Here is a 19,753-nt window from a genome sequence, read left to right on the forward strand (position 1 = left end):
AGAGCATATAAAATAGTTTGCGGAATGAAGATAGAATGGTTGACAAACTCAGACATGGGTTTGGAAATGTAGCAAATGATCTGATGTAGAAATATTGAATTTAAAAATGCTTGGTTGTTTTTGTGCTTTCTGCCTTTCCATTGATAAAAAGAGGGGAAGAGTATTTTTTCTATTGTGTAGACGACGAGTTGAACGACAATTCTGAAGCAGTCTTTATTATATAATCGCGCACGAAGTCAATGAAAAATACAAGAATAATATGCAGCATGGTATTCCAATAAAAATTGGATTGCCAGCTCCTCAGGCTGGTAGAGACCTGTATCATTGAGCGCCGAATGGATGTTGTTTCGATATGAATACTAACGTGAGATGCTGTTGGTGAATATGTTTCGCCAAAGGAATGAAACAGTAAGGGAGATTAACGATTTTTGGTTGAACTGCCACATCTTATGAAATAGCTAGGGCATATTTGTGCAAACTGAAGCTAATTGTCGGTAGCAAAATGATGCTGGAAAGGACGGAAACGGCGTTGAAGACACAAAAGAGTTTGCGGATAGCATTGCTGGGCCATAAGAGAATACCTTCCCGTGAGGGAGGAGTGGAAATTGTTGTGGAAGAATTGTCTACCCGTATGGTGGCACAAGGCCATGCAGTGACTTGCTTCAACCGGGCTGGACACCATGTGAGTGGGAAAGCGTTTGATGGCGAAAAAATAAAGGATTATAAAGGGGTCAATTTGGTCACGGTTCCCACATTGGATAAGAAAGGGATGGCGGCCTTGACCTCCAGTTTTTTTGCGGCGTTATTTGCTGCCTTTGGAAAGTATGATGTAATCCATTTTCATGCTGAAGGCCCCTGTGCTATGCTATGGCTGCCGAAGCTGTTTGGAAAACGGTGTGTTGCAACCATTCATGGATTGGATTGGGAGCGGGAAAAATGGAAGAATGGATTTGGCTCTAAGTACATTCGGTTTGGTGAAAAAATTGCAGTTAAGTTTGCAGATGAAATCATCGTGTTGAGCAGAGGAGTTCAAGAGTATTTCAGACAGAGTTATGGACGGGAAACTCGGTTTATCCCCAATGGCGTGAGTCGCCCAGAAACCCGCAAAGCTGACTTGATTAAGAATAAATTTGGAATAGACAAAGATGAGTACATTTTATTCCTGGGACGGATTGTGCCTGAAAAGGGGCTTCGGTATTTAATCCAGGCATACCGAGAACTCCAGACAGATAAAAAGTTGGTTATTGCAGGAGGTTCCTCGGACACTGATGATTTCATGAAGGAAATTCAGGAATTGGCCAATGATGAAAGAGTAATCTTTACTGGTTTTGTGAGTGGACAGATGCTGGAAGAACTATACAGCAATGCGTATCTCTATGTACTGCCTTCTGATTTGGAGGGCATGCCCTTGAGTTTGCTGGAAGCTATGAGTTACGGAAACTGCTGTGTAGTATCAAACATTGCAGAATGTACCGAGGTGGTGGAGAACAAGGCAGTAATCTTTCAGAAAGGCAGTGTGTCAGACCTGAAGGAAAAGCTAAAGATGCTTTGTGATAATCCATCACTGGTTCAGAAATACGCAGTCGGTGCGGCAGATTTTGTCTGCAATAAGTACAACTGGGATGATATCGTCCAAGAAACACTTGCGTTATACGAGGAATACCGATGAACGTTTTAATAATCAATAAGTTCCTTTACCCAAATGGCGGCTCGGAAACATACATTTTCAAACTAGGACAAGCTTTACGGGAACATGGCCATGAAGTTCAATACTTTGGAATGGAGCATGAAGGACGTTGTGTTGGAAATCGTGTCAATGCGTATACTTCCAACATGGACTTCCATGGGGGAAGCAAGCGAAGCAAACTGACCTATCTCATCAAAACAATTTATAGTCGAGAAGCCCGGATCCAGCTTCGAAAAGTCTTGGATGACTTCAAGCCGGATGTATGCCATCTGAACAACTTCAATTATCAGTTGACGCCTTCCATTATTTTGGAGATTGTAAAATGGCGCCGGGATACCGGTAGGAAGTGTAAGATCGTTTTTACGGCACATGACTACCAGCTGGTTTGCCCCAACCATATGCTGAACAATCCCAATACCCGGGAAAATTGCGAAAAATGTCTGGGCGGTCATTTTCTTCACTGCATTAAAGGGAAATGCATTCATGGTTCTACCGCCAAGAGTATTGTGGGTGCTGCGGAGGCAATGTTTTGGAACTGGATGGGGACCTACAAATACATTGATGTGATTGTTTGTTGCTCGGAATTTATGAAACAAAAAATGGATACCAATTCGACGTTTGCAGCAAAGACGGTGGCAATGCATAACTTCATCGATACGGTGGAGTGGAAAGAAACGCCCAAGAAGGACTATGTGCTGTATTTCGGACGTTTCTCTGAGGAGAAGGGTATCCGTACGCTGATCCAGGTGTGCAAGGAACTGCCGGACGTACCTTTTGTTTTCGCTGGAACCGGACCGTTGGAAGATCTGATCCAGGGAGTAACAAATATCACCAATGTCGGATTTCAGAAGGGAGAAGCACTGGAGAAGCTTATCCGAGAGGCTAGATTCTCTGTCTGCCCATCTCGGTGCTATGAGAATTGCCCGTTTTCTGTGATGGAGTCTCAGATGTACGGCACTCCGGTCTTGGGGGCGGAAATCGGAGGGATTCCAGAGCTGATTCAGGAAGGAAAGACAGGGGAATTGTTTGAAAGCGGAAATGCAGATGAACTGCAGAAGAGAATCAGAAAACTGTGGGAAAACCCACAACTGACAGATTCCTACAAAGAAAACTGCCGATGGGTGGGATTTGATACCATCGAAGACTATTTCCAAAAACTGTACTTGCTGTACCAGGTTTGATTATGATTTATGTATTGTACGATAAACCCAAATCCATGGAGGACATGTCGTTTCTGACAGCTAAATTTGAAAGTCCCCATGAGGAAATATATCCCCCCTGTCGCTGCTTATCTATCAAACAAATGATTGCTGTTTGCTGGGATGTGGTGAATCGGACCGGCGAGGGTGACATGATCGTTTGTTGGTATGATTTCATGGGCGTGCTGTGTTGGTGGCTGGCAAAACTGAAGAACAAAAAGGGAAAAATTCTGGCTATCAATCTTCTTCTCAAGGACAAACGCACCCTGAAAAACCGGATTGCGAAATTTTTGTACCGAAGCCCCCTTCAATCCAGCTCCTTTGCGACAACTGTGACCGCAAGAGAGTACGGCCAATATATCAACGAAATCTTAAAAATTCAGGGGTCTTATTACCTGTTACCAGATGTGTATCATGCACAGTACAGACTGGATGAAAAAGTAGAGACGGAGGAGCAGTCCGTTTTTTGTGGGGGAAGAAACGGCAGGGACTGGGACATGCTGTTTCGGATTGCCCGGATGCTTCCGGAGGTGACTTTTCACTGTGTCATGCCGGGTTCGCTCCAGAAACAGTACGGCAGCGCATTGGAATCTAATATTTCCATATACACTGATCTCCCGGAAAAGGAGTTCCTGCGGCAACTTTGCAGGGCAAAGTTACTGGTAATGCCTTTGAACACCCAGGCACCTGCGGGATTGACTGTTTATTTTCAGGCGGCAGCGAACAATAAGATGGTTATAACTTCCTCCACAGTAACAACAAGAGAATATTTTGCCCAGGGACGAGGTGTGCTGTGCACTCAGGATCCTAACGAATGGAAAGAAAAAATTCAACACTATCTCTCTCATCCGCAGCAAGCAGACGCATATGCAACCGAATTCAAAGGATATCTTGAAAATGTGTGTTCAGAAGAGGCCTACGCCCAAACGCTTTGGGACATTGTAAAGGCAGAGGGCGCTATATAATATCAGGTGATTTGCCGCTGAAATACGGAACCAATATAGGAAATTTGGGCTCCTTTCGAACAGGAGAAATTGCCGCCATTGCGTAAACCAAATTCAATTTACAGGAGTTTTGATCATGACCAATACCAAAAAGCTGAATGGAACCGTCATTGTCACCTATCGGTGCAATGCTCGGTGTTCCATGTGCAACCGGTACAAAGCTCCCTCCAGGCCGGAGGAGGAACTTTCCTTGGCAACCATTCGGAAGCTGCCGCCCATGTATTTTACCAATATTACCGGTGGGGAACCTTTCATCCGTACTGATTTGAAAGAGATTGTCCGGGAATTGTATAAAAAGTCTGACCGTATTGTGATCTCCACTAACGGCTTTTTTACGGACCGGATTGTGGATCTGTGCAAGGAGTTTCCGCAAATCGGCATTCGCATTTCCATTGAAGGCTTGGAGCAGACCAACAATGAAATCCGGGGGCTGGAAAATGGTTACCAGCGCGGGTATGGAACCCTGAAAAAACTGCGGGAAATGGGAATGAAGGATGTGGGCTTTGGAATGACGGTTCAGGACAAAAATGCGCCTGATCTAGTCCCGCTTTACCAGATTTCGGATGAGATGGGCATGGAGTTTGCTACCGCTTCTCTCCACAATAGCTTTTATTTTGTTGAGGCCAAAAATATTATTCATGACCGTCCTATGGTGGCTAAAAATTTCGAGGAACTCGTAAATCAGCTGTTGCGAAGCAACAGCCCTAAAAAGTGGTTTCGGGCCTACTTCAATCACGGTCTTATCAATTATATTTACGGACAGAAGCGGCTTTTGCCTTGCGATATGAGTTTTGATACCTTTTTCATTGACCCGTACGGGGATGTTATGCCTTGCAATGGTACCAAGGACAAGGAAGTCATGGGCAATCTGAATTGCCAGACTTGGGATGAGCTGTGGAACAGCCCGGAGGCAGAGCAGGTGCGCAAGAAGGTTCGCTGTTGTGACCGGGATTGTTGGATGATTGGCTCGGTATCGCCTGCAATGCATAAGTATATCTGGAAACCGGCTGTATGGGTGGTTTGGCACAAATTCAAGGCACTATTCACCAAGCATCCATACAGTATGTACGAGCTGAAAGTCTGTCGGGACTACCGTGACGGCAAAGTGACCAAGGAAGAACTGGACCAGTGCAGTACTTGTGATATGGACTGTGTCATTAGCAATGGGCTTAGTAGAGCCAGCCAGGAACAGCTGAAACATAAGACTGGTGAGGATATTGTGGATGCGGATATTGCAAACCAGATGAAACAGGAATAAAGGGACCCATGTCCACTGACAAACGGGGCGATAAAAGGCTCTTTTGAAGGTGTTAAAATGATGAGAAAAGGTGTAGTCACCGTAGTTTTACCTGTTTATGGGGTTGAGAAATATTTGGACCGCTGCATTGAAAGCGTTGTAAACCAGACCCATAAACACTTGGAGATTATTCTGGTGGATGACTGCTCTCAGGATCGTTCTCCCCAAATTTGCGATGAGTGGGCAGAAAAAGATGAACGAATTAAGGTAATCCATAAACCTAAGAATGAAGGCTTGGGGTTTGCCAGAAACACCGGCATTGAAAATGCAACTGGGGAATATATCTGCTTTTTGGACAGTGATGATTATGTGGCGTTGGATTTGATAGAAAAGAGTTACCAGTGCGCATCCAAAAATCAGGCAGACCTGGTGCTGTATGGATTTTACAATGTGGATGTAGAGGGGAAGATTCAAAGAAAAACGATACCACATGTCCCAAAGCCCTTGTTTACAGACCAAGAAATCCTAAAGGATGTATTGCCCAATTTGGTTGCTCCCAGGACAGATGACATTGAGTGGTCCGGGTTATGGATGAGTGCCTGTGGGTGCCTGTTCTCGCTGGAGTTGATTGAACGTGCAAAGTGGAGGTTCGTCTCTGAGCGACAGATAATCTCAGAGGACGTGTATTCTCTTTTGCGCCTTTACAAAGATGTAAAAAGGGTAGCTGTGCTATCAGAAGCGTTTTACTTTTATTGCCAAAATCAGTTGTCACTTACGCATATCTATCGAACGGATCGCTATGAAAAGATAAAAGCGTTCTATGATGACTGTATTCGGATATGCGATGAATATGTGTATCCTGCTGAAATAAAAGAGAGGCTGGCAGGTCCATATCTTTCCTTCACTATAGCTACTCTGAAAATGATTGTGAGAGCCAATTCCACCGCAACAAAAAAGAAACAGTTGTTCCGCGACATCATCCAGGATCCCCATCTACAGCAAGTGGCATATATCTCTGCAGGAGTGTATGGATCCAAAGCACGGAAGGCGCTGCTGTGGGCCATAAAAGCCAAGTGGTGGAGACTGTGTTGGATACTAGTAAATGTGAAAGCATGAGGCTGATCGAAGGTCATCGTCTGCAGAGCAAAAAGATTCATCGGAAAAAGGAGTAAGAATATCGCAAATGAAAGTGGAACATTACTGCCGAGGAGCTCTGTATGCAATCGTTGGCATCAGCGTCTTTCAAGCGCTGATTGGAGAATATTTAGGGTTCCATCAGTGCAATTATCTTTGTGATGTGCTGTTGATTTTGCTGCTGATTGTGCGCATGTGGGAGTCTAAGGGAGCATTCATATATACCTTAAAACGCGTAGAGTATCTGCCCATAGCCGCTTTTGGGGTTGTGATCTTGCTCGGGTGGTTCATGAATGGAGTCCCAGTTCTCCACGCCTTGTGGGGAATGCGGAACTATGGAAGGTTTTTCCTTTTCTTTATTCTGGTGGTGGATTTTCTGGGCCCTCAGGATGCTATCAACCTGGAGGAGTTTTTTCTGAAATTGTTCCCGATACATATCACTCTAGTTGTGTTCCAGTATTTTGTGGGAGGGCACAAACAGGATGCCCTTAGTGGTTTGTTTGGAACAATAACGGGTGGCAATGGAGGGATGGCCATCTACTTCTGTATTCTGCTTTGTATTATGCTTTCCCGAATGGAATATGGAAAAATGCGATATCCGCAGTTCCTTTCATACCTAGCATTGATGGCAGTGAATACAGCGGCATCTGAACTGAAATTTTTCTTTGTAATAGCGGTCTGCATTGCCGGTTGGTATGTGGTGGTATCACAAAAGAAGAAACGGGCTGTGACATTGGCAGTAATAGTTTGCATAGCAATGTTTTTAGGGATGCAGCTAATGTATCAGATTTTTCCGTTTTGGACTGGCTACCTTGATCCGACTAATATTCCTGAAGTGATAACTTCTCAGACGGTTTATTCGACATCTACGGATATTGGACGAACGGCAGTGTTTTCCAAATTGACCCCAATGATTACCGAGTGGTCTGGAAAAGGCGCACTAGCCTGGGGAATCGGGCTGGGAAATGCAGATTACTCCGACAGCTTTTCTTTCCTGAACAGTGAGTTTTATACGGTCCACCAGGCCAGTCATTATACCTGGTTGTCTCTGGGGTATCTTTTCAGCGAGACTGGCTACCTGGGAACAATTTCCTATTTGGCCTTCTTTGGCGTTTTGGAATTGAGAGCGCTATGGAGATATTATCGGGAGCGAACCCGGCTTCAAATGTTGGGAACCTTTTTCCCTTTTGTGGCATTGGCTTTGATTGTGTACAATTCTACCATGCGTTCTAATTTTGCCTATATGATGTTTGTGATGCTTGCTTTTTCTATGCTGGAAAAGGACCCGCAAAGAAATACCACGTTTTGGGGAGAAAAGCACCTAGAGGAATAACGGAATTTCTGAGTAGTATATAAGGAGAAAATATACATGATCCCAAAAATCATTCACTATTGCTGGTTTGGAGGCACAGAAATTCCGGAGGCCGACCAAAAGTGTATGGCCAGCTGGCGCAAATACTGCCCGGACTACACCATTATGCGATGGGATGAATCCAATTACGATTACACAAAGAATCAATATATGAGGGAAGCGTATGAGGCAAAAAAATGGGGTTTTGTGCCGGATTTTGCCCGCTTGGACATCGTGTATACCTACGGTGGAATTTATCTTGATACCGATGTTGAAATTATCCGGAATATTGATGATTTGCTGGAGAATAGTGCCTATATGGGCTTTGAATCAGGTGGCGCTGCGGTCAATCCCGGCCTAGGCTTTGGTGCGGAGAAAGGATTCCCTCTGCTAAAAAGGATGATGGACGAGATTTACGGAAACCGAAGATTCAAATTGGGAGAAGGCGACTATGATACAACACCCAGCCCAATGTTGAATGTGGCGTTCTTGGAAAAGCATGGATTGCTCAAGAACAACCAGCAGCAGCTGATCGAGGGGATGACAGTTTATTCCTCGGACTGGCTTTGCCCCATCGATTATATAGACGCAGCATTCAAACCTACCGAAAATACTCACACGATTCACCATTTCCATGCCTCTTGGCTGACTCCGGAAGAAAAAAAAGCCTTGTTGCTGAGGCGAGACCTCGTGAAAAAATACGGTCAGACAAAAGGAGAAGCTATTGCCGACGTTTTTGAGAAAATCTATCGGATTAAAATGCATTTACGGACAAAAGGGCTTGTGGGTACGTTTTCGTTTGCGTTGCGAAAATTTACAAAAACCAGATGAACCGATTGCTTAACGCGAGATTATCGAAGCACTATTTAGATTCGAAAAAGGCGTCTCTGCAGCTTTTGGGAAAGAGGAACGGAGCAGATGAAAAGGAAATCCTTAAAAAATGCGATAAATAAACTGCTTTTTTGCGGTGAGATATTATTCTGCCCGGTGATGCCGTTGGATGAAAAAGCGCCGATCGTGGTTTTTGATACGTCTATCGGAACTGGAAATCTGGGCGATTTTATTATAAATGACTATTGCACTCGGATTTTTGAAGAGTTGGGAATAGAACCAGCAAGCCGGATTACAACACATGAAAAGCAGACTGAAGAAGAACTGAAAAAGTTGGAAGAGAATGGTTTGAAAATTGTGACAGGGACCAATATTCTGTCTTCTCGGCTGTTCAATCAATGGGTACGCCCCCTACATCTCGCGCAGCAGAACAACATTCTGTTGATGGGGGTCGGATGGTCTGACTATAATGATAAGGTGACCCCTATAACCGCAAGATATTACAGAAAAGTTCTGTCGCAAACGTACAAGCACTGCGTAAGAGACCGGTTCACCAAGTCGGCGCTAAGAAAAGCAGGAATAACGAATGTGCTGTACACCGGGTGTCCAACCATGTGGAATTTAACGCCCGCCTTGTGTAGTGAAATTCCTCAAAGCAAAGGGAAGAACGTGGTGTGTACAATAACGGACTATGACAGGGATCAGCAAGCGGACTTCGCAATGTTGGACATCTTGCTGCAACAATACGAAAAGGTGTTCTTTTGGCCTCAAGGCCGCCAGGATCTCGCTTATATTTCCGTTTATCCACGAGCGAGTGAGCTGTGTTTTTTGGAAAGGACACTGACGGCATTTGACAATTTGCTGCGCGATCAACGCTCTTTGGATTATGTGGGAACCCGCTTGCATGGAGGAATACGAGCACTGAACCACAAGGTTCGATCCATCGTGATTGCAATTGATAACAGGGCAATTGAGATTGCGCGCGACACAGGACTGAAGACGATCAAACGCGGCGCAGTAAACACGGAACTGAGCGATCTAATCCAGTCGGAGTTCCAAACAAAGCTGGAGTTGCCGTTTGACGCGATAAAAGAATGGAAGGATCAATTCAATGGAAAACTCCCAAAGCAGCAGAACAATCAGCTCCATTCGTAATGCTGCCTATGGACTGCTGAACCAGCTTGTGATTCTGGTCTTGGGATTTGTTTCACGAACTGTTTTTTTGCATTTTCTCAACGAAACCTATCTTGGCATAAACAGCCTGTTCTCTGAGATTCTCTCCATGTTATCGCTGGCGGACTTGGGTTTGGCAACGGTGATGGCCTATACCTTCTACAAACCACTAGCGGAGAATGACGGGGATAAAATAAATGCACTGCTCGCTTTTTACAAGAATGTCTATCGCTTGATAGCCGCTGTTGTTAGCGTTGTGGGGCTTTTACTGTTGCCTTTTTTGGGGCTGATTGTAAATACCGCCCAGCCAGTGGAAGGATTGCGTATCTACTATCTCTTGTTCCTTTCCAAAACGGTAATTTCCTACCTTTTTGTTTACAAGACAACCATTCTTACGGCCGATCAAAAGGGGTATCTTGTTTCCAACGTTTCCACCATCACTAAAATTGCAACGGTGGCATGTCAGATTACAGCCATAATCATTACTAAAAATTTTGTGGTGTATCTGCTTGTGGAAATTTTTTTCACTTGGTTTAATAACTACCTGTGTGCCAAAAGAGCAGATCGGCTGTATCACCCAAGTGTGCCTGCCATGGCGCTCGACGCCCGAGAGAAGAAGGAGATTTTCTTCAATATCAAAGCAGGATTTATATACAAGCTTTCATCCGTGCTGCTGAACAGCACAGACAACACACTGATTTCCGTGCTGCTAAGTACAGAACTGGTAGGGCTTTATTCCAACTATGGCATGGTATTTAGCCGATTGTCGATGTTTGTGAATATTTTCTTCAGTTCTTTAGCTGCAAGTGTCGGAAATCTGATTGTTCTGTCTGATAAAAAGAATACTTACAGGGTGTTCTCGACGATTCAGATAATAGGGTTTTCCATCAGCACTATAACAAGCGTTTGTTGCTTTGTTTTGATGAGTGACTTCGTGAAATTGTGGATTGGGGAAAAATATGTTTTTGGAATGGATGTCCTAATTGCTTGTGTGCTGAACTATTATTTTAGCATTGCGCTCCAGCCATTGTGGATCTACAGAGATGCCACGGGCCTTTACAAAAAAACGAAATACGTAATGCTCTGTACAGCGGCGGTAAATTTGGTCCTTTCCATAGCTCTGGGGCGAGTTACTGGTTTAGCAGGAATCATTTTCGCGTCGGTGATTGCACGGCTGGCGACGTATTTTTGGTATGAACCCTGTATTTTATTTAAATCGAGTTTTGATAAAAAGGCATATCACTTTTTTTTGCAGCATGCGTATAATTTTGGTGTTACTGCTGTGTTGTGCTTCGCTGGAACTGCCTTTTTCTCAAAGGCTGTAATCGTGGAGAATTTCTTGGATTTTATCGTCAAAGCGATGGCTGTGGTCGCCTTTTCTTTGCTGGGAGTCTTAGCTGCCAACGTGTGGCGCAAAGACTTTAGACAGGCGATGCGCTTTCTTGGAAGTAGATGTAAAATGGTTCTGCATAAGGGATAAAAGAGACTTGCCCGAACTTGAATACAGCTGCATTTAAAAGTAAGAAGTAGTTGAAAAAAGGGAGGGAAAATAGTTGGTTCTGATTGCTCGCCGTTAAAGAGTAAAAATAAATGCCTCTTAGAAAACGGGTGGCTTTTATTCGCTGAGGTCGAAAAGGAGATTAAAATGAAGGTTAGTATTCTTATGTTGACGCATAACGCGCCGCAATACGTTAAAGAATCCATTGAAACTGTCCGAAGTAAAACGGAAGGCATTTCATATGAGCTGATTGTTGTAGATAATGCATCTGGTTTAAGGACTAGAAATCTCCTCAAAAAGTTTTACAGAGAAGGAGCCATTGATAAGTTGCTGATGAGCAAACAAAATTTGTTGTTTGCAAAGGGAAACAATGTGGCGAGTGGTCTTTGCTCGGCGGATAGTGACTATATTCTCCTGCTCAACAGTGATGTCCGAATCAACAACCCGTATTGGCTGAGAAATCTTTTGTCGGTACATCCGAAAGAAGGCGGTATATCGGCGTATGGCCTCGTAACAAACGAGCCGATCAGAGCGGATGGGTTTTGCTTGCTGATTGACCGAAGCATCTATGATCGATACAAACTGGATGACAGCTATGCATGGTTTTGGGGGGTTACTAAGCTGGAAAGCATCGTTTTGCGACAAGGAATGAAAGTGATCTCCGTTAAGGATTATGAAAATATGCTGCACCACTATGGGGGAAAATCAGGTCGCGCATTTCGTCATGCCGCCGGCATGAATACAGATATCGAACAGATTAGGAATTGGTTTGGAGAGAATACAATTGATATTATCGACTCAATCAAATAGAAGTTGATTGGTTTGAAGATGCGTAAAGGGAACGAGTCCTAAGCTAAGGCACAATAAGTTTCGCAAATTGAAAAGTAGATAAATGGAGACATGGTTTGCAGACCTCGCATCCCGGAGCGAACGCAAAGAGAGGCGCCAGGGCTACCGCAGCGGTCACTATAGCCGTAACATCATCACCACTTCTGGTAATGTAACCCTCAAGGTGCCCAAGCCCCAAAGGAATCTCTTTTGAGACCGCCATCATTGAGCGATCTCCCGCCGGGAAATCAACGTGGAAGCGGCGCTTATTGAGATGTGCCTGGCGGACGTATGCGTCCGGTGTGGGGAGGAGATTACGGAGGCTCGGTGGGACAGCAAAGTTTCCTCCTTCGCCATCAGTAAGCCGAGCAAGAAGGTGTATGTCCACATTGAGGATTGGTGGAACCGTCCTCTGGAAGGTTGAAGGTATCCGTGCGCATACGTGAATGGGAGTCATCTGCACCTCGACTGGGGTGAGAAGCTTGACAATGTGTCTATTTTGGTGATTGCGCTACTCCTGTGCTGGTCAGTGCTCGGTTTCGCCACGTAGCCGGCACCCGGAGATGGTTCCTGAGGTCTCCTCGATTGCAGGCTAACTTCGTTTGTGCCGGTTCAAGTAAACTAATTTGCGCAAAACTGTTGGCACTGCCGTCAACTACCAATGCTGTGTGGGCGCTGCTGAAAAAGCGCAGTGGCGACTGAAACGATAAAAAAGAGAGGCGCGGCATTAGCCGCGCCTCTCTTTTTTGAAAAATCAGTTTACTTCGTCTCTTTCGCGAAGTTGTCGAAGTACCCCTGGATGAAGATGATGGGGGTGCCCTTGTCGCCGGAGCCGCTGGTCAAATCGCACAGGCTGCCGATCAGGTCGGTCAGGCGGCGGGGGGTGGTGCCCTGACTGGCCATCTGGCCCTTCAGGTCGGCGTCCTTGTGGGTGATGCTGTCCTTGATGGCGGCGGTGAGGGCCTCGCCGGACAGGTCGGCGAAGTCGTTGTCCGCCAGGTACTTCAGCTTCAGCTCGTTGGGCTGGCCCTCCAGGCCGGAGGTGTAGGCGGGGCTGACCACAGGGTCTGCCAGCTCCCAGATCTTGCCCACGGGATCCTTGAAGGCGCCGTCGCCGTAGACCATGGCCTCGATCTGCTTGCCGGTAGCCTTGCGCAGGCTGTCGGCCAGTTTGTCCACAAAAGCCTGGCAGTCGCGGGGGAACAGCTTCACGCTCTCCTCGGTGGCCTTGTTGGAGCCCAGCAGGCCGAACTGCTCGTTGCAGCCGCTGCCGTCCACCGGGGCGGTCATGATGTCGCTGAGCAGCAGCACCTTCTCGGCGCCCGCGGCCTCCAGACGGCGCTTGGAGCGGAAGCGGCTGTGAATGTCGCAGCACAGCACGTTCTTGGTGTAGGGCAGGATGGCCCGCACGTCGTTGGCAAAGACGAACTCCACCTCGCAGCCCTGGCTGCGGAACAGCTCGCCGTAGTACTCCACGTAGTCCACGCCGGTGAAGGGGTGCTTCACATAGCCGAACAGCTCGCGGTATTTCTCCTCGGTCAGCACGTCGCTCCAGGGATTGACACCCTTCTCGTCCAGCAGATCCTCATCGAACAGATGGTTGCCCACCTCATCGGAGGGGTAGCTCATCAGGATGTAGGCCTTCTTGAAGGCGCGGGCGATGCCCTTCAGGCAGATGGCGATGCGGTTGCGGCTGAGGATGGGGAAGGTCAGGCCGATGGTGTCGGTGCCGAACTTGGCGGCACAGTCTTTGGCGATGGCGTCCACGCTGGCGTAGTTGCCCTGACTGCGGGCCACCACGGCTTCGGTCACCGCCACGATGTCCTTATCCTGGAATTCGATGTTCTGCTCTTCGCCGCAGGCGAGGATGGCGTCGGTGACGATCTTTACAAGGTCGTCACCCTCACGGATGACGGGGCAGCGCACGCCGCGCGATGTTGTGCCGACAGTTCTCATGGCTGATTGCTCCTTTTTTTCTTCCCGGTTGACCGGTTGTAACAGTCGAATCGGCCCCCAAAAACAGGCCATTACTTATTATAATGGATTTATCGGGGGAAGTAAAGCATCCATCGACAAAGAGCGAAAAGGCGCGCCTTGGGTAAAATCTGTGTAAAATGCCACCCTTGCGAAGGGGGCGTTTTGTGCTATGATTAAAATGAAAAAGTATGACCGACAGATCGAAAGAGAGCCGGCCGGGAAAGAAGGAGAATCCTTGGCGAGACAATACGAAATGAATATGACAAGCGGGCCGCTGTTTGGCAAGATCGCGGCCTTTGCCTTTCCGCTGATGTGTTCCAGCGTTTTGCAGCTTTTGTTCAACGCGGCGGACATCATCGTGGTGGGACGCTACGCCGGCAACACGGCACTGGCGGCGGTGGGTTCCACTTCAGCGCTTATCAACCTGATCGTCAACCTGTTCGTGGGGCTGTCGGTGGGGGCCAACGTGCTCATCGCCCGCAGTTACGGCGCGGGGGACCTGAAGGCGGTGCACAAGGGCGTACACACTGCCATGCTTACCGCACTGGTGGGCGGCATCGGCCTGATTTTTGTGGGTGTGGCGCTGTCCCGTCCGATGCTGGCGTGGATGGGCACGCCGGAGGACGTGATCGATCAGGCCACGGTGTATCTGCGCATCTACTTTGTGGGCGCACCCAGCCTTTTGATCTACAACTTCGGCGCGGCCATCCTGCGGGCTGTGGGCGACACCCGGCGGCCTCTTTATTTTCTGACTTTGGCGGGCGTCATCAACGTGGTGCTGAACCTGATCTTCGTCATCGTGTTTTCTCTGGGCGTGGCGGGCGTTGCGCTGGCCACCATTATCTCCCAGACGGTGTCGGCGTATCTGATTGTGGTCTGTCTGATGCACAACGCTGGGGCTTTCCGGCTTGTGCTGAAGGAACTTCGCATTGACCGGGAGCAGTTCGCCGAGATCCTGCGCATCGGCGTGCCCGCGGGTGTGCAGGGCATGGTGTTCAGCTTCTCCAACGTGCTCATCCAGTCCTCGGTGAACAGCTTCGGCTCCGCGGTAATGGCGGGCAACACTGCCGCCTCCAACATTGAGGGCTTTGTGTATTCCTGCATGAGCGCGGTGTCCCAGACCTCCATGAGCTTTGTGAGCCAGAACATGGGCGCGGGCCAGTACGACCGCATTGACCGGGTGGTGTTCCAGTGCATGCTGTTTACCGCCGCGGTGGGCATTACCATGGGCGGAAGCGCCTATCTGTTCGGCAGCCAGCTGCTGCACATTTATACGCCCGACCCGCAGGTGGTCACCTACGGGCTGTACCGCATGAGCGTGGTCTGCACCAGCTACTTCCTGTGCGGCTGGATGGACTGCCTTGCCTGTAGCGTCCGGGGCCTGGGAGCATCGATCCTGCCCATGGTGGTATCCATCATAGGCGCCTGCCTGCTGCGGATCGTTTGGGTGATGACCATCTTCCAGTGGGAGCGCACCCAGCTGTGCCTGTATCTGTCTTATCCGGTGTCCTGGGCGCTCACGGCGTCGGTGCATCTGATCTGCTTTTTGGTGATGCGCAAAAAACTCCGCAGCCGCCGGCCTGCGGCAGCATGATCGCTTGACACGCTGTGGGGGATATGTGAAAATGTAAAGTAAGCAGGTGTTTGAGAGAAAAGACGGCATTTTGGCCGCGATGCTCGAAACAGGGAGGACCTGCCCGGAATGTTAAAGGAGGATTCGCAGTGAAAAAGTGGAACGTACTTGGCTGGCTGGCAGCGGCGGTAATGGTGCTGACGCTGCTTCCCATGACCGCGCTGGCAGAGGAACCGGCGGCAAATGAGATGGACTTCGGCGAGTTCCTCGCAGCCGTTGAAGCGAGCGGCTACAATTACGACGGCCAGGGCGTGACCGTGCGCTGGAGCCCCAGCTCTGCCTGCACCAACAACGTGCAGGGGCATACTTGCCTGTTTGGCGATCCTGCTGCCGCCCCGAAGGCGGACGGCAACAACGCCCAGCGCATCCAGAAGCCCAACGCCCAGTATCAGATCTTTGCCGGGCAGGGGAATGTGAGCATTTCCAACGTGAACTTCGTGTTCGAGCCGGCGGATTTCACCCTGTGCATGAACAGCACATGGGGCGGCATCGCCACGGCGGCCGAAGTACCCAACGCCGAACTGCAGCTGCTGAACACCGGCGATGTGACCTTCACCGGCTGCACCTTCGACCGGGTGATCGTGAGCCCCTTCAGCAGCGCGACCACCACTTCCGTCAGAGGCTGTTCTTTCGCCAACGTTTATGACGCGTATGCGCTGAAGGACATCCACAGCGCCAACGCGACGGTCACCGGCTGCACCTTTACCAACTGCGGCGGCGGCGTGTACTTTGAGGGCGATGCGGCCAGAGGCACCATCACCATCACCGGCAACACCTTCACCAACGTGGACGAGAACGCGGCGGAGAACAAAAAGTTTACCCGCGGCCTGATCCAGTTCTCAAATAAGGGCGATTATTCCAATGCGGCCATTGAGATCAGCGGCAACAGCTCCACCAACAGCGGCGAGCAGAAAGCCGCGGCCGTGCGGCAGCTGAACCCCACCATCACCGAAAAAGTCCTGCCGCTGGACGCCCTCGAGGCGAACAACACCTTTGCCGGCGGGACGTTCACCGACTCGTCCTTCGGCACCAACACCGTGTATTACAACGGCCAGTACTACGCCACGCTGATGGACGCGCTGACCGCGGTGTATATGAGCAGCCCGACCGAGACCGCCAAGGTGTACTGCAAGGCGGGCGCGGATGTGGGCCCGATGACCCACGGCCATGTGGCGGATGACCTTGTGATCTACGGCAACGGCGCGAGAGTGAGCGGCGGCGAGAAAGACCTGGAGATCGACACCAATAAATTCGACCGCACCACCGGCAAGCAGAGTGAGAGCGGCACCTTCCTGGACAAGGACATCACCGTCAGTGTCTATGACCTGGACGGCATCGCGGCCTGGGGCGAGCGGCACACCGCCTACACCGTGAACCTGAACTTCACCAACTGCAGCAACATGCAGCGGGTGTACTTCACCAACAACGCCAACCAGGAAGGCAAGCTGAACATCACGCTGGAGAACTGCTCCTTTACTGCGGCGGGCGGCAGCAATGTGAACACCGCCGTTTACACCAACGCACCCGGCGAGATCGCCATCCGCAAAACTACCTTCACCGAAATCGCGGTGGGCCTGAACATCAACCACAAGTCCGCCGGCGTGCAGAATATCCTGCTGGAGGACTGCACCTTCAACGACTGCGCGCTGAGCGACGGCCCGCAAGCAGAAAACACCAAGACCTACGGCGCGCCGGTGCGCATCGTGGCCAAGGAAGGCGCCACCACCAATCTGACCGTGCGCAACGTTACCTTTAATTACAGCGACGGCAAGACCAACTGCGGCAACGGGGACATCCTGCTGTGCGACGGCCGTGCTGACGCTCCCGCCAAGCAGGGCGTCGTGACCCTTGCCATGACCGGCACTGCGGCCCAGGTGATGGTGCAGCAGCCCGGCTATTATGCCGCTGACGGTACCGTGGCCGACGCGGCCAAGGCGAAGGTCACCCCGGTGACCGCCAGCGATGAGCTGATCGCGGACGCCGACAGCCACTTCATTCTGAAGCAGGAGCCCGTTGTGACTCCCGAACCCAAGCCGGAAGAGCCCTGGACTCCCGGCCCCACCGCCACCCCGGCCCCTGTGCTGGACTCCACTCCCAAGACCGGCGACGTGGAGACCGTGGTGTATCTCAATGTCAATGAAGGCGACGACGTCAACGACGGCATGAGCGCCGACACGGCGGTGAAGACCTTTGCCAAGGCCATGGAACTGGTGCCGGAGGGCGGCGTGATCGAGCTGACCGGCGACCCCGTCCATTCCATCCGCAACATCACCAAATCGGTGACCATCCGCGGCGCGGGCAGCGAGCCGGTGCAGGTGTCCGGCGGGATCGTGCTGCCCCAGAACGTGGCCTCGCTGAAGCTGGAAAACCTCCGCTTCACCGGCACCAGCGTGATCGGCACCTACGGCGACGGCGAGGAATATGCCGGGCTGTCGCTTACCATTGACAAGTGTGTGTTTGAAAACGCCTCCGGCAACTGCGTGTACATCAGCCCCAAGATCAGTTCTCTGACGGTGACCGGCTGCACCTTCAACGCGCCGGATACCGACCAGTATCAGAAGGCGTATATGATCTGGCCCTACAAGGCCAAGAACATCGTCATCACCGGCAACACCTTCAACGGCCGGGGCATCACCCGTGCGCCCATCCATCTGGGCGACGGCCATCCGGAAGGCACCACCGCCCTGGTGGAAGGCAACACCATCAGCGGCTTTGAGCGGGGCGTGCAGCTGGCCATGATCAACGAAGGCGCCGCCAACCAGGTGACCGTGCGCGGCAATACCTTCGAGAACATCGCCCTGTCGGGCGTGACCATCTCCGCTCCCGGCGAGGTGGGCACTGTCTACATCCACGAGACCCAGAAAAACAACACGACGGTGAGCTACACCGGCAACACCTTCTCCGGCTCCACCCAGCGCGCGATCTGCTCGGAGAACACCGGCGTGGCAACGGCGGACCTGGTGAAGGAGTTCAGCGGCAACACCCTGAACGGCACGGATCTGGGCACGCTGGAGCAGAACAGCTTCACCACCTTCACGGTGCAGATCGGCAACGTGGGTTACACCACGCTGGACGAGGCAATGGAAGCCGCCAAGACCATGAGCGGCGACGTGACGGTGACCATCCTGCAGGACCTGCAGGTCAAGGACAGCACCTATGACCTGTCCGGCACGGCGCTGACTTCCCTCACCCTGCAGGGCAAGACCGGCGCGGAAAAACTCATCAGCGGCGTGGACGGCAACGGCATCGACGGCCCCACCTACTGCCCGGTGATCCGCGTCAAGCTGCCCCAGAACGCGGGTCTTACGGTGACCGGCCTGGTCTTCCCCAACGACCTGCTCTTTGACTCGGCGGGCGGCAGCGTGCTGGTGAAGGGCTGCACCTTCAACGGCGCCCAGTCCGGTTATCCCCAGGCGGCGGCCATCCGCTACGAGGGGAACCTGTTCGAGTTCAAGGGCACTGCGGCCAACTTCTTTTCCAGCAATGCCTACCCCGTCTGGTACAAGGTGGACAAGTCCCTGGATTTTGACTTTGTGGGCAACACCGTCATCGGTTATCGCGGCGTGCACATCGAGACCCGTGGCGATGACACAGTCGTGGCCGATATCCAGGTGGACCGCAACACCTTCCGCCTGAGCGACGCGGCCAATCATCTGAAGCCCATTGCCCTGCAGCTGGTGAACAACATCCGCGGCAACGTTTCCTTTGTGGACAACAATGTGAGCGGTTACATGGGCGTGTGCTTCTTCAACGGCGTGAAGATCGGCGAGAATGCCAAGATCACCATCGACAACAACTACCTGGCGGAGGGCACCAAGCTCTACGGCGTTTCGGAGTGGAACGTCCCCGACGTGGCAGCGGCCGAGGAAGCGCTGAAGGCAAGCCTCGAGGGCAAATCCACCATCGACGCCACCCACACCCACACTTACCAGAACGGCGTGTGCACGGTGTGCGGCGCCCAGGAGCCCAAGCCCGAACCCAAGCCGGAAGAGCCCTGGACCCCCAGCCCCACGGCTACGCCTGCGCCCGCGGCGGTGCTGGACTCCACCCCCAAGACCGGGGACGTGAGCCTGCTGCTGCCTGCGGCGGGTGTGGCGCTGACCGTTCTCGGCGCTTTTGCCGGGAGCCGGAAGGACCCGGAATAAGCATCAACTGAAAAATCCCCCGGAGCGGCTGCTCCGGGGGATTTTTTTCGTTCAAG

At 50.7% G+C, this 19,753-nt stretch carries 13 protein-coding genes and 1 pseudogene; 13 read left to right on the plus strand and 1 reads right to left on the minus strand.

The window, feature by feature from the left end:
• Positions 1 to 505: 505 nt before the first annotated feature.
• The 11 genes and pseudogenes from ACMNAY_RS05740 (at position 506) to ACMNAY_RS05790 (ending at position 12,366) form a co-directional block, all read left to right on the plus strand.
• A complete protein-coding gene (locus tag ACMNAY_RS05740; RefSeq protein ID WP_418718776.1) occupies positions 506 to 1,669 on the plus strand; it encodes a glycosyltransferase family 4 protein in 1,164 nt (387 codons plus the stop codon).
• Positions 1,666 to 2,868 (plus strand): glycosyltransferase, encoded by a 1,203-nt coding sequence (locus ACMNAY_RS05745; RefSeq protein ID WP_418718734.1) that lies wholly within the window; start codon positions 1,666 to 1,668, stop codon positions 2,866 to 2,868. The genes ACMNAY_RS05740 and ACMNAY_RS05745 overlap by 4 nt, the downstream gene beginning before the upstream one ends.
• Positions 2,869 to 2,870: 2 nt before the next feature.
• Positions 2,871 to 3,851 (plus strand): glycosyltransferase, encoded by a 981-nt coding sequence (locus ACMNAY_RS05750; protein ID WP_418718735.1) that lies wholly within the window; start codon positions 2,871 to 2,873, stop codon positions 3,849 to 3,851.
• Positions 3,852 to 3,966: 115 nt separating this feature from the next.
• Entirely contained in the window at positions 3,967 to 5,148 is a 1,182-nt protein-coding gene (locus ACMNAY_RS05755) for a radical SAM/SPASM domain-containing protein (protein WP_418718736.1), read from the plus strand.
• 60 nt (positions 5,149 to 5,208) lie between these two features.
• A complete protein-coding gene (locus ACMNAY_RS05760) occupies positions 5,209 to 6,243 on the plus strand; it encodes a glycosyltransferase family 2 protein (RefSeq protein ID WP_418718737.1) in 1,035 nt (344 codons plus the stop codon).
• A gap of 67 nt (positions 6,244 to 6,310) precedes the next feature.
• Positions 6,311 to 7,594, plus strand: coding sequence for a hypothetical protein (locus ACMNAY_RS05765; protein ID WP_418718738.1), 1,284 nt, complete (start codon positions 6,311 to 6,313; stop codon positions 7,592 to 7,594).
• A 36-nt stretch (positions 7,595 to 7,630) separates the two neighbouring features.
• Positions 7,631 to 8,443: a glycosyltransferase family 32 protein gene (locus ACMNAY_RS05770; protein WP_418718739.1), complete on the plus strand. Its 813-nt coding sequence runs from the start codon at positions 7,631 to 7,633 to the stop codon at positions 8,441 to 8,443.
• An 87-nt stretch (positions 8,444 to 8,530) separates the two neighbouring features.
• Positions 8,531 to 9,598, plus strand: a complete 1,068-nt coding sequence (locus tag ACMNAY_RS05775) for a polysaccharide pyruvyl transferase family protein (RefSeq protein ID WP_418718740.1) — start codon at positions 8,531 to 8,533, stop codon at positions 9,596 to 9,598.
• Complete coding sequence (locus tag ACMNAY_RS05780) at positions 9,555 to 11,096, plus strand: lipopolysaccharide biosynthesis protein (protein WP_418718741.1); 1,542 nt, start codon at positions 9,555 to 9,557, stop codon at positions 11,094 to 11,096. Before ACMNAY_RS05775 ends, ACMNAY_RS05780 begins: the two co-directional genes overlap by 44 nt.
• A 165-nt stretch (positions 11,097 to 11,261) precedes the next feature.
• A complete protein-coding gene (locus ACMNAY_RS05785) occupies positions 11,262 to 11,924 on the plus strand; it encodes a glycosyltransferase family 2 protein (RefSeq protein WP_418718742.1) in 663 nt (220 codons plus the stop codon).
• Between the two features lie 82 nt (positions 11,925 to 12,006).
• A pseudogene (locus ACMNAY_RS05790) lies at positions 12,007 to 12,366 on the plus strand (transposase).
• A gap of 335 nt (positions 12,367 to 12,701) precedes the next feature.
• Here the strand turns inward: ACMNAY_RS05790 and ACMNAY_RS05795 are convergent.
• Complete coding sequence (locus tag ACMNAY_RS05795) at positions 12,702 to 13,898, minus strand: coenzyme F420-0:L-glutamate ligase (RefSeq protein ID WP_418718743.1); 1,197 nt, start codon at positions 13,896 to 13,898, stop codon at positions 12,702 to 12,704.
• A gap of 274 nt (positions 13,899 to 14,172) precedes the next feature.
• Here ACMNAY_RS05795 and ACMNAY_RS05800 point away from each other — a divergent pair, with 274 nt between their 5' ends.
• Complete coding sequence (locus tag ACMNAY_RS05800) at positions 14,173 to 15,513, plus strand: MATE family efflux transporter (protein WP_418718744.1); 1,341 nt, start codon at positions 14,173 to 14,175, stop codon at positions 15,511 to 15,513.
• 128 nt (positions 15,514 to 15,641) lie between these two features.
• Positions 15,642 to 19,697, plus strand: a complete 4,056-nt coding sequence (locus ACMNAY_RS05805) for a right-handed parallel beta-helix repeat-containing protein (RefSeq protein WP_418718745.1) — start codon at positions 15,642 to 15,644, stop codon at positions 19,695 to 19,697.
• The last annotated feature ends 56 nt before the right edge of the window (positions 19,698 to 19,753 follow it).

The organism is Candidatus Allofournierella merdipullorum, assembly GCF_048426865.1.
In the GTDB taxonomy this organism is placed as follows: Bacteria; Bacillota; Clostridia; order Oscillospirales; family Ruminococcaceae; genus Allofournierella_A; species Allofournierella_A merdipullorum.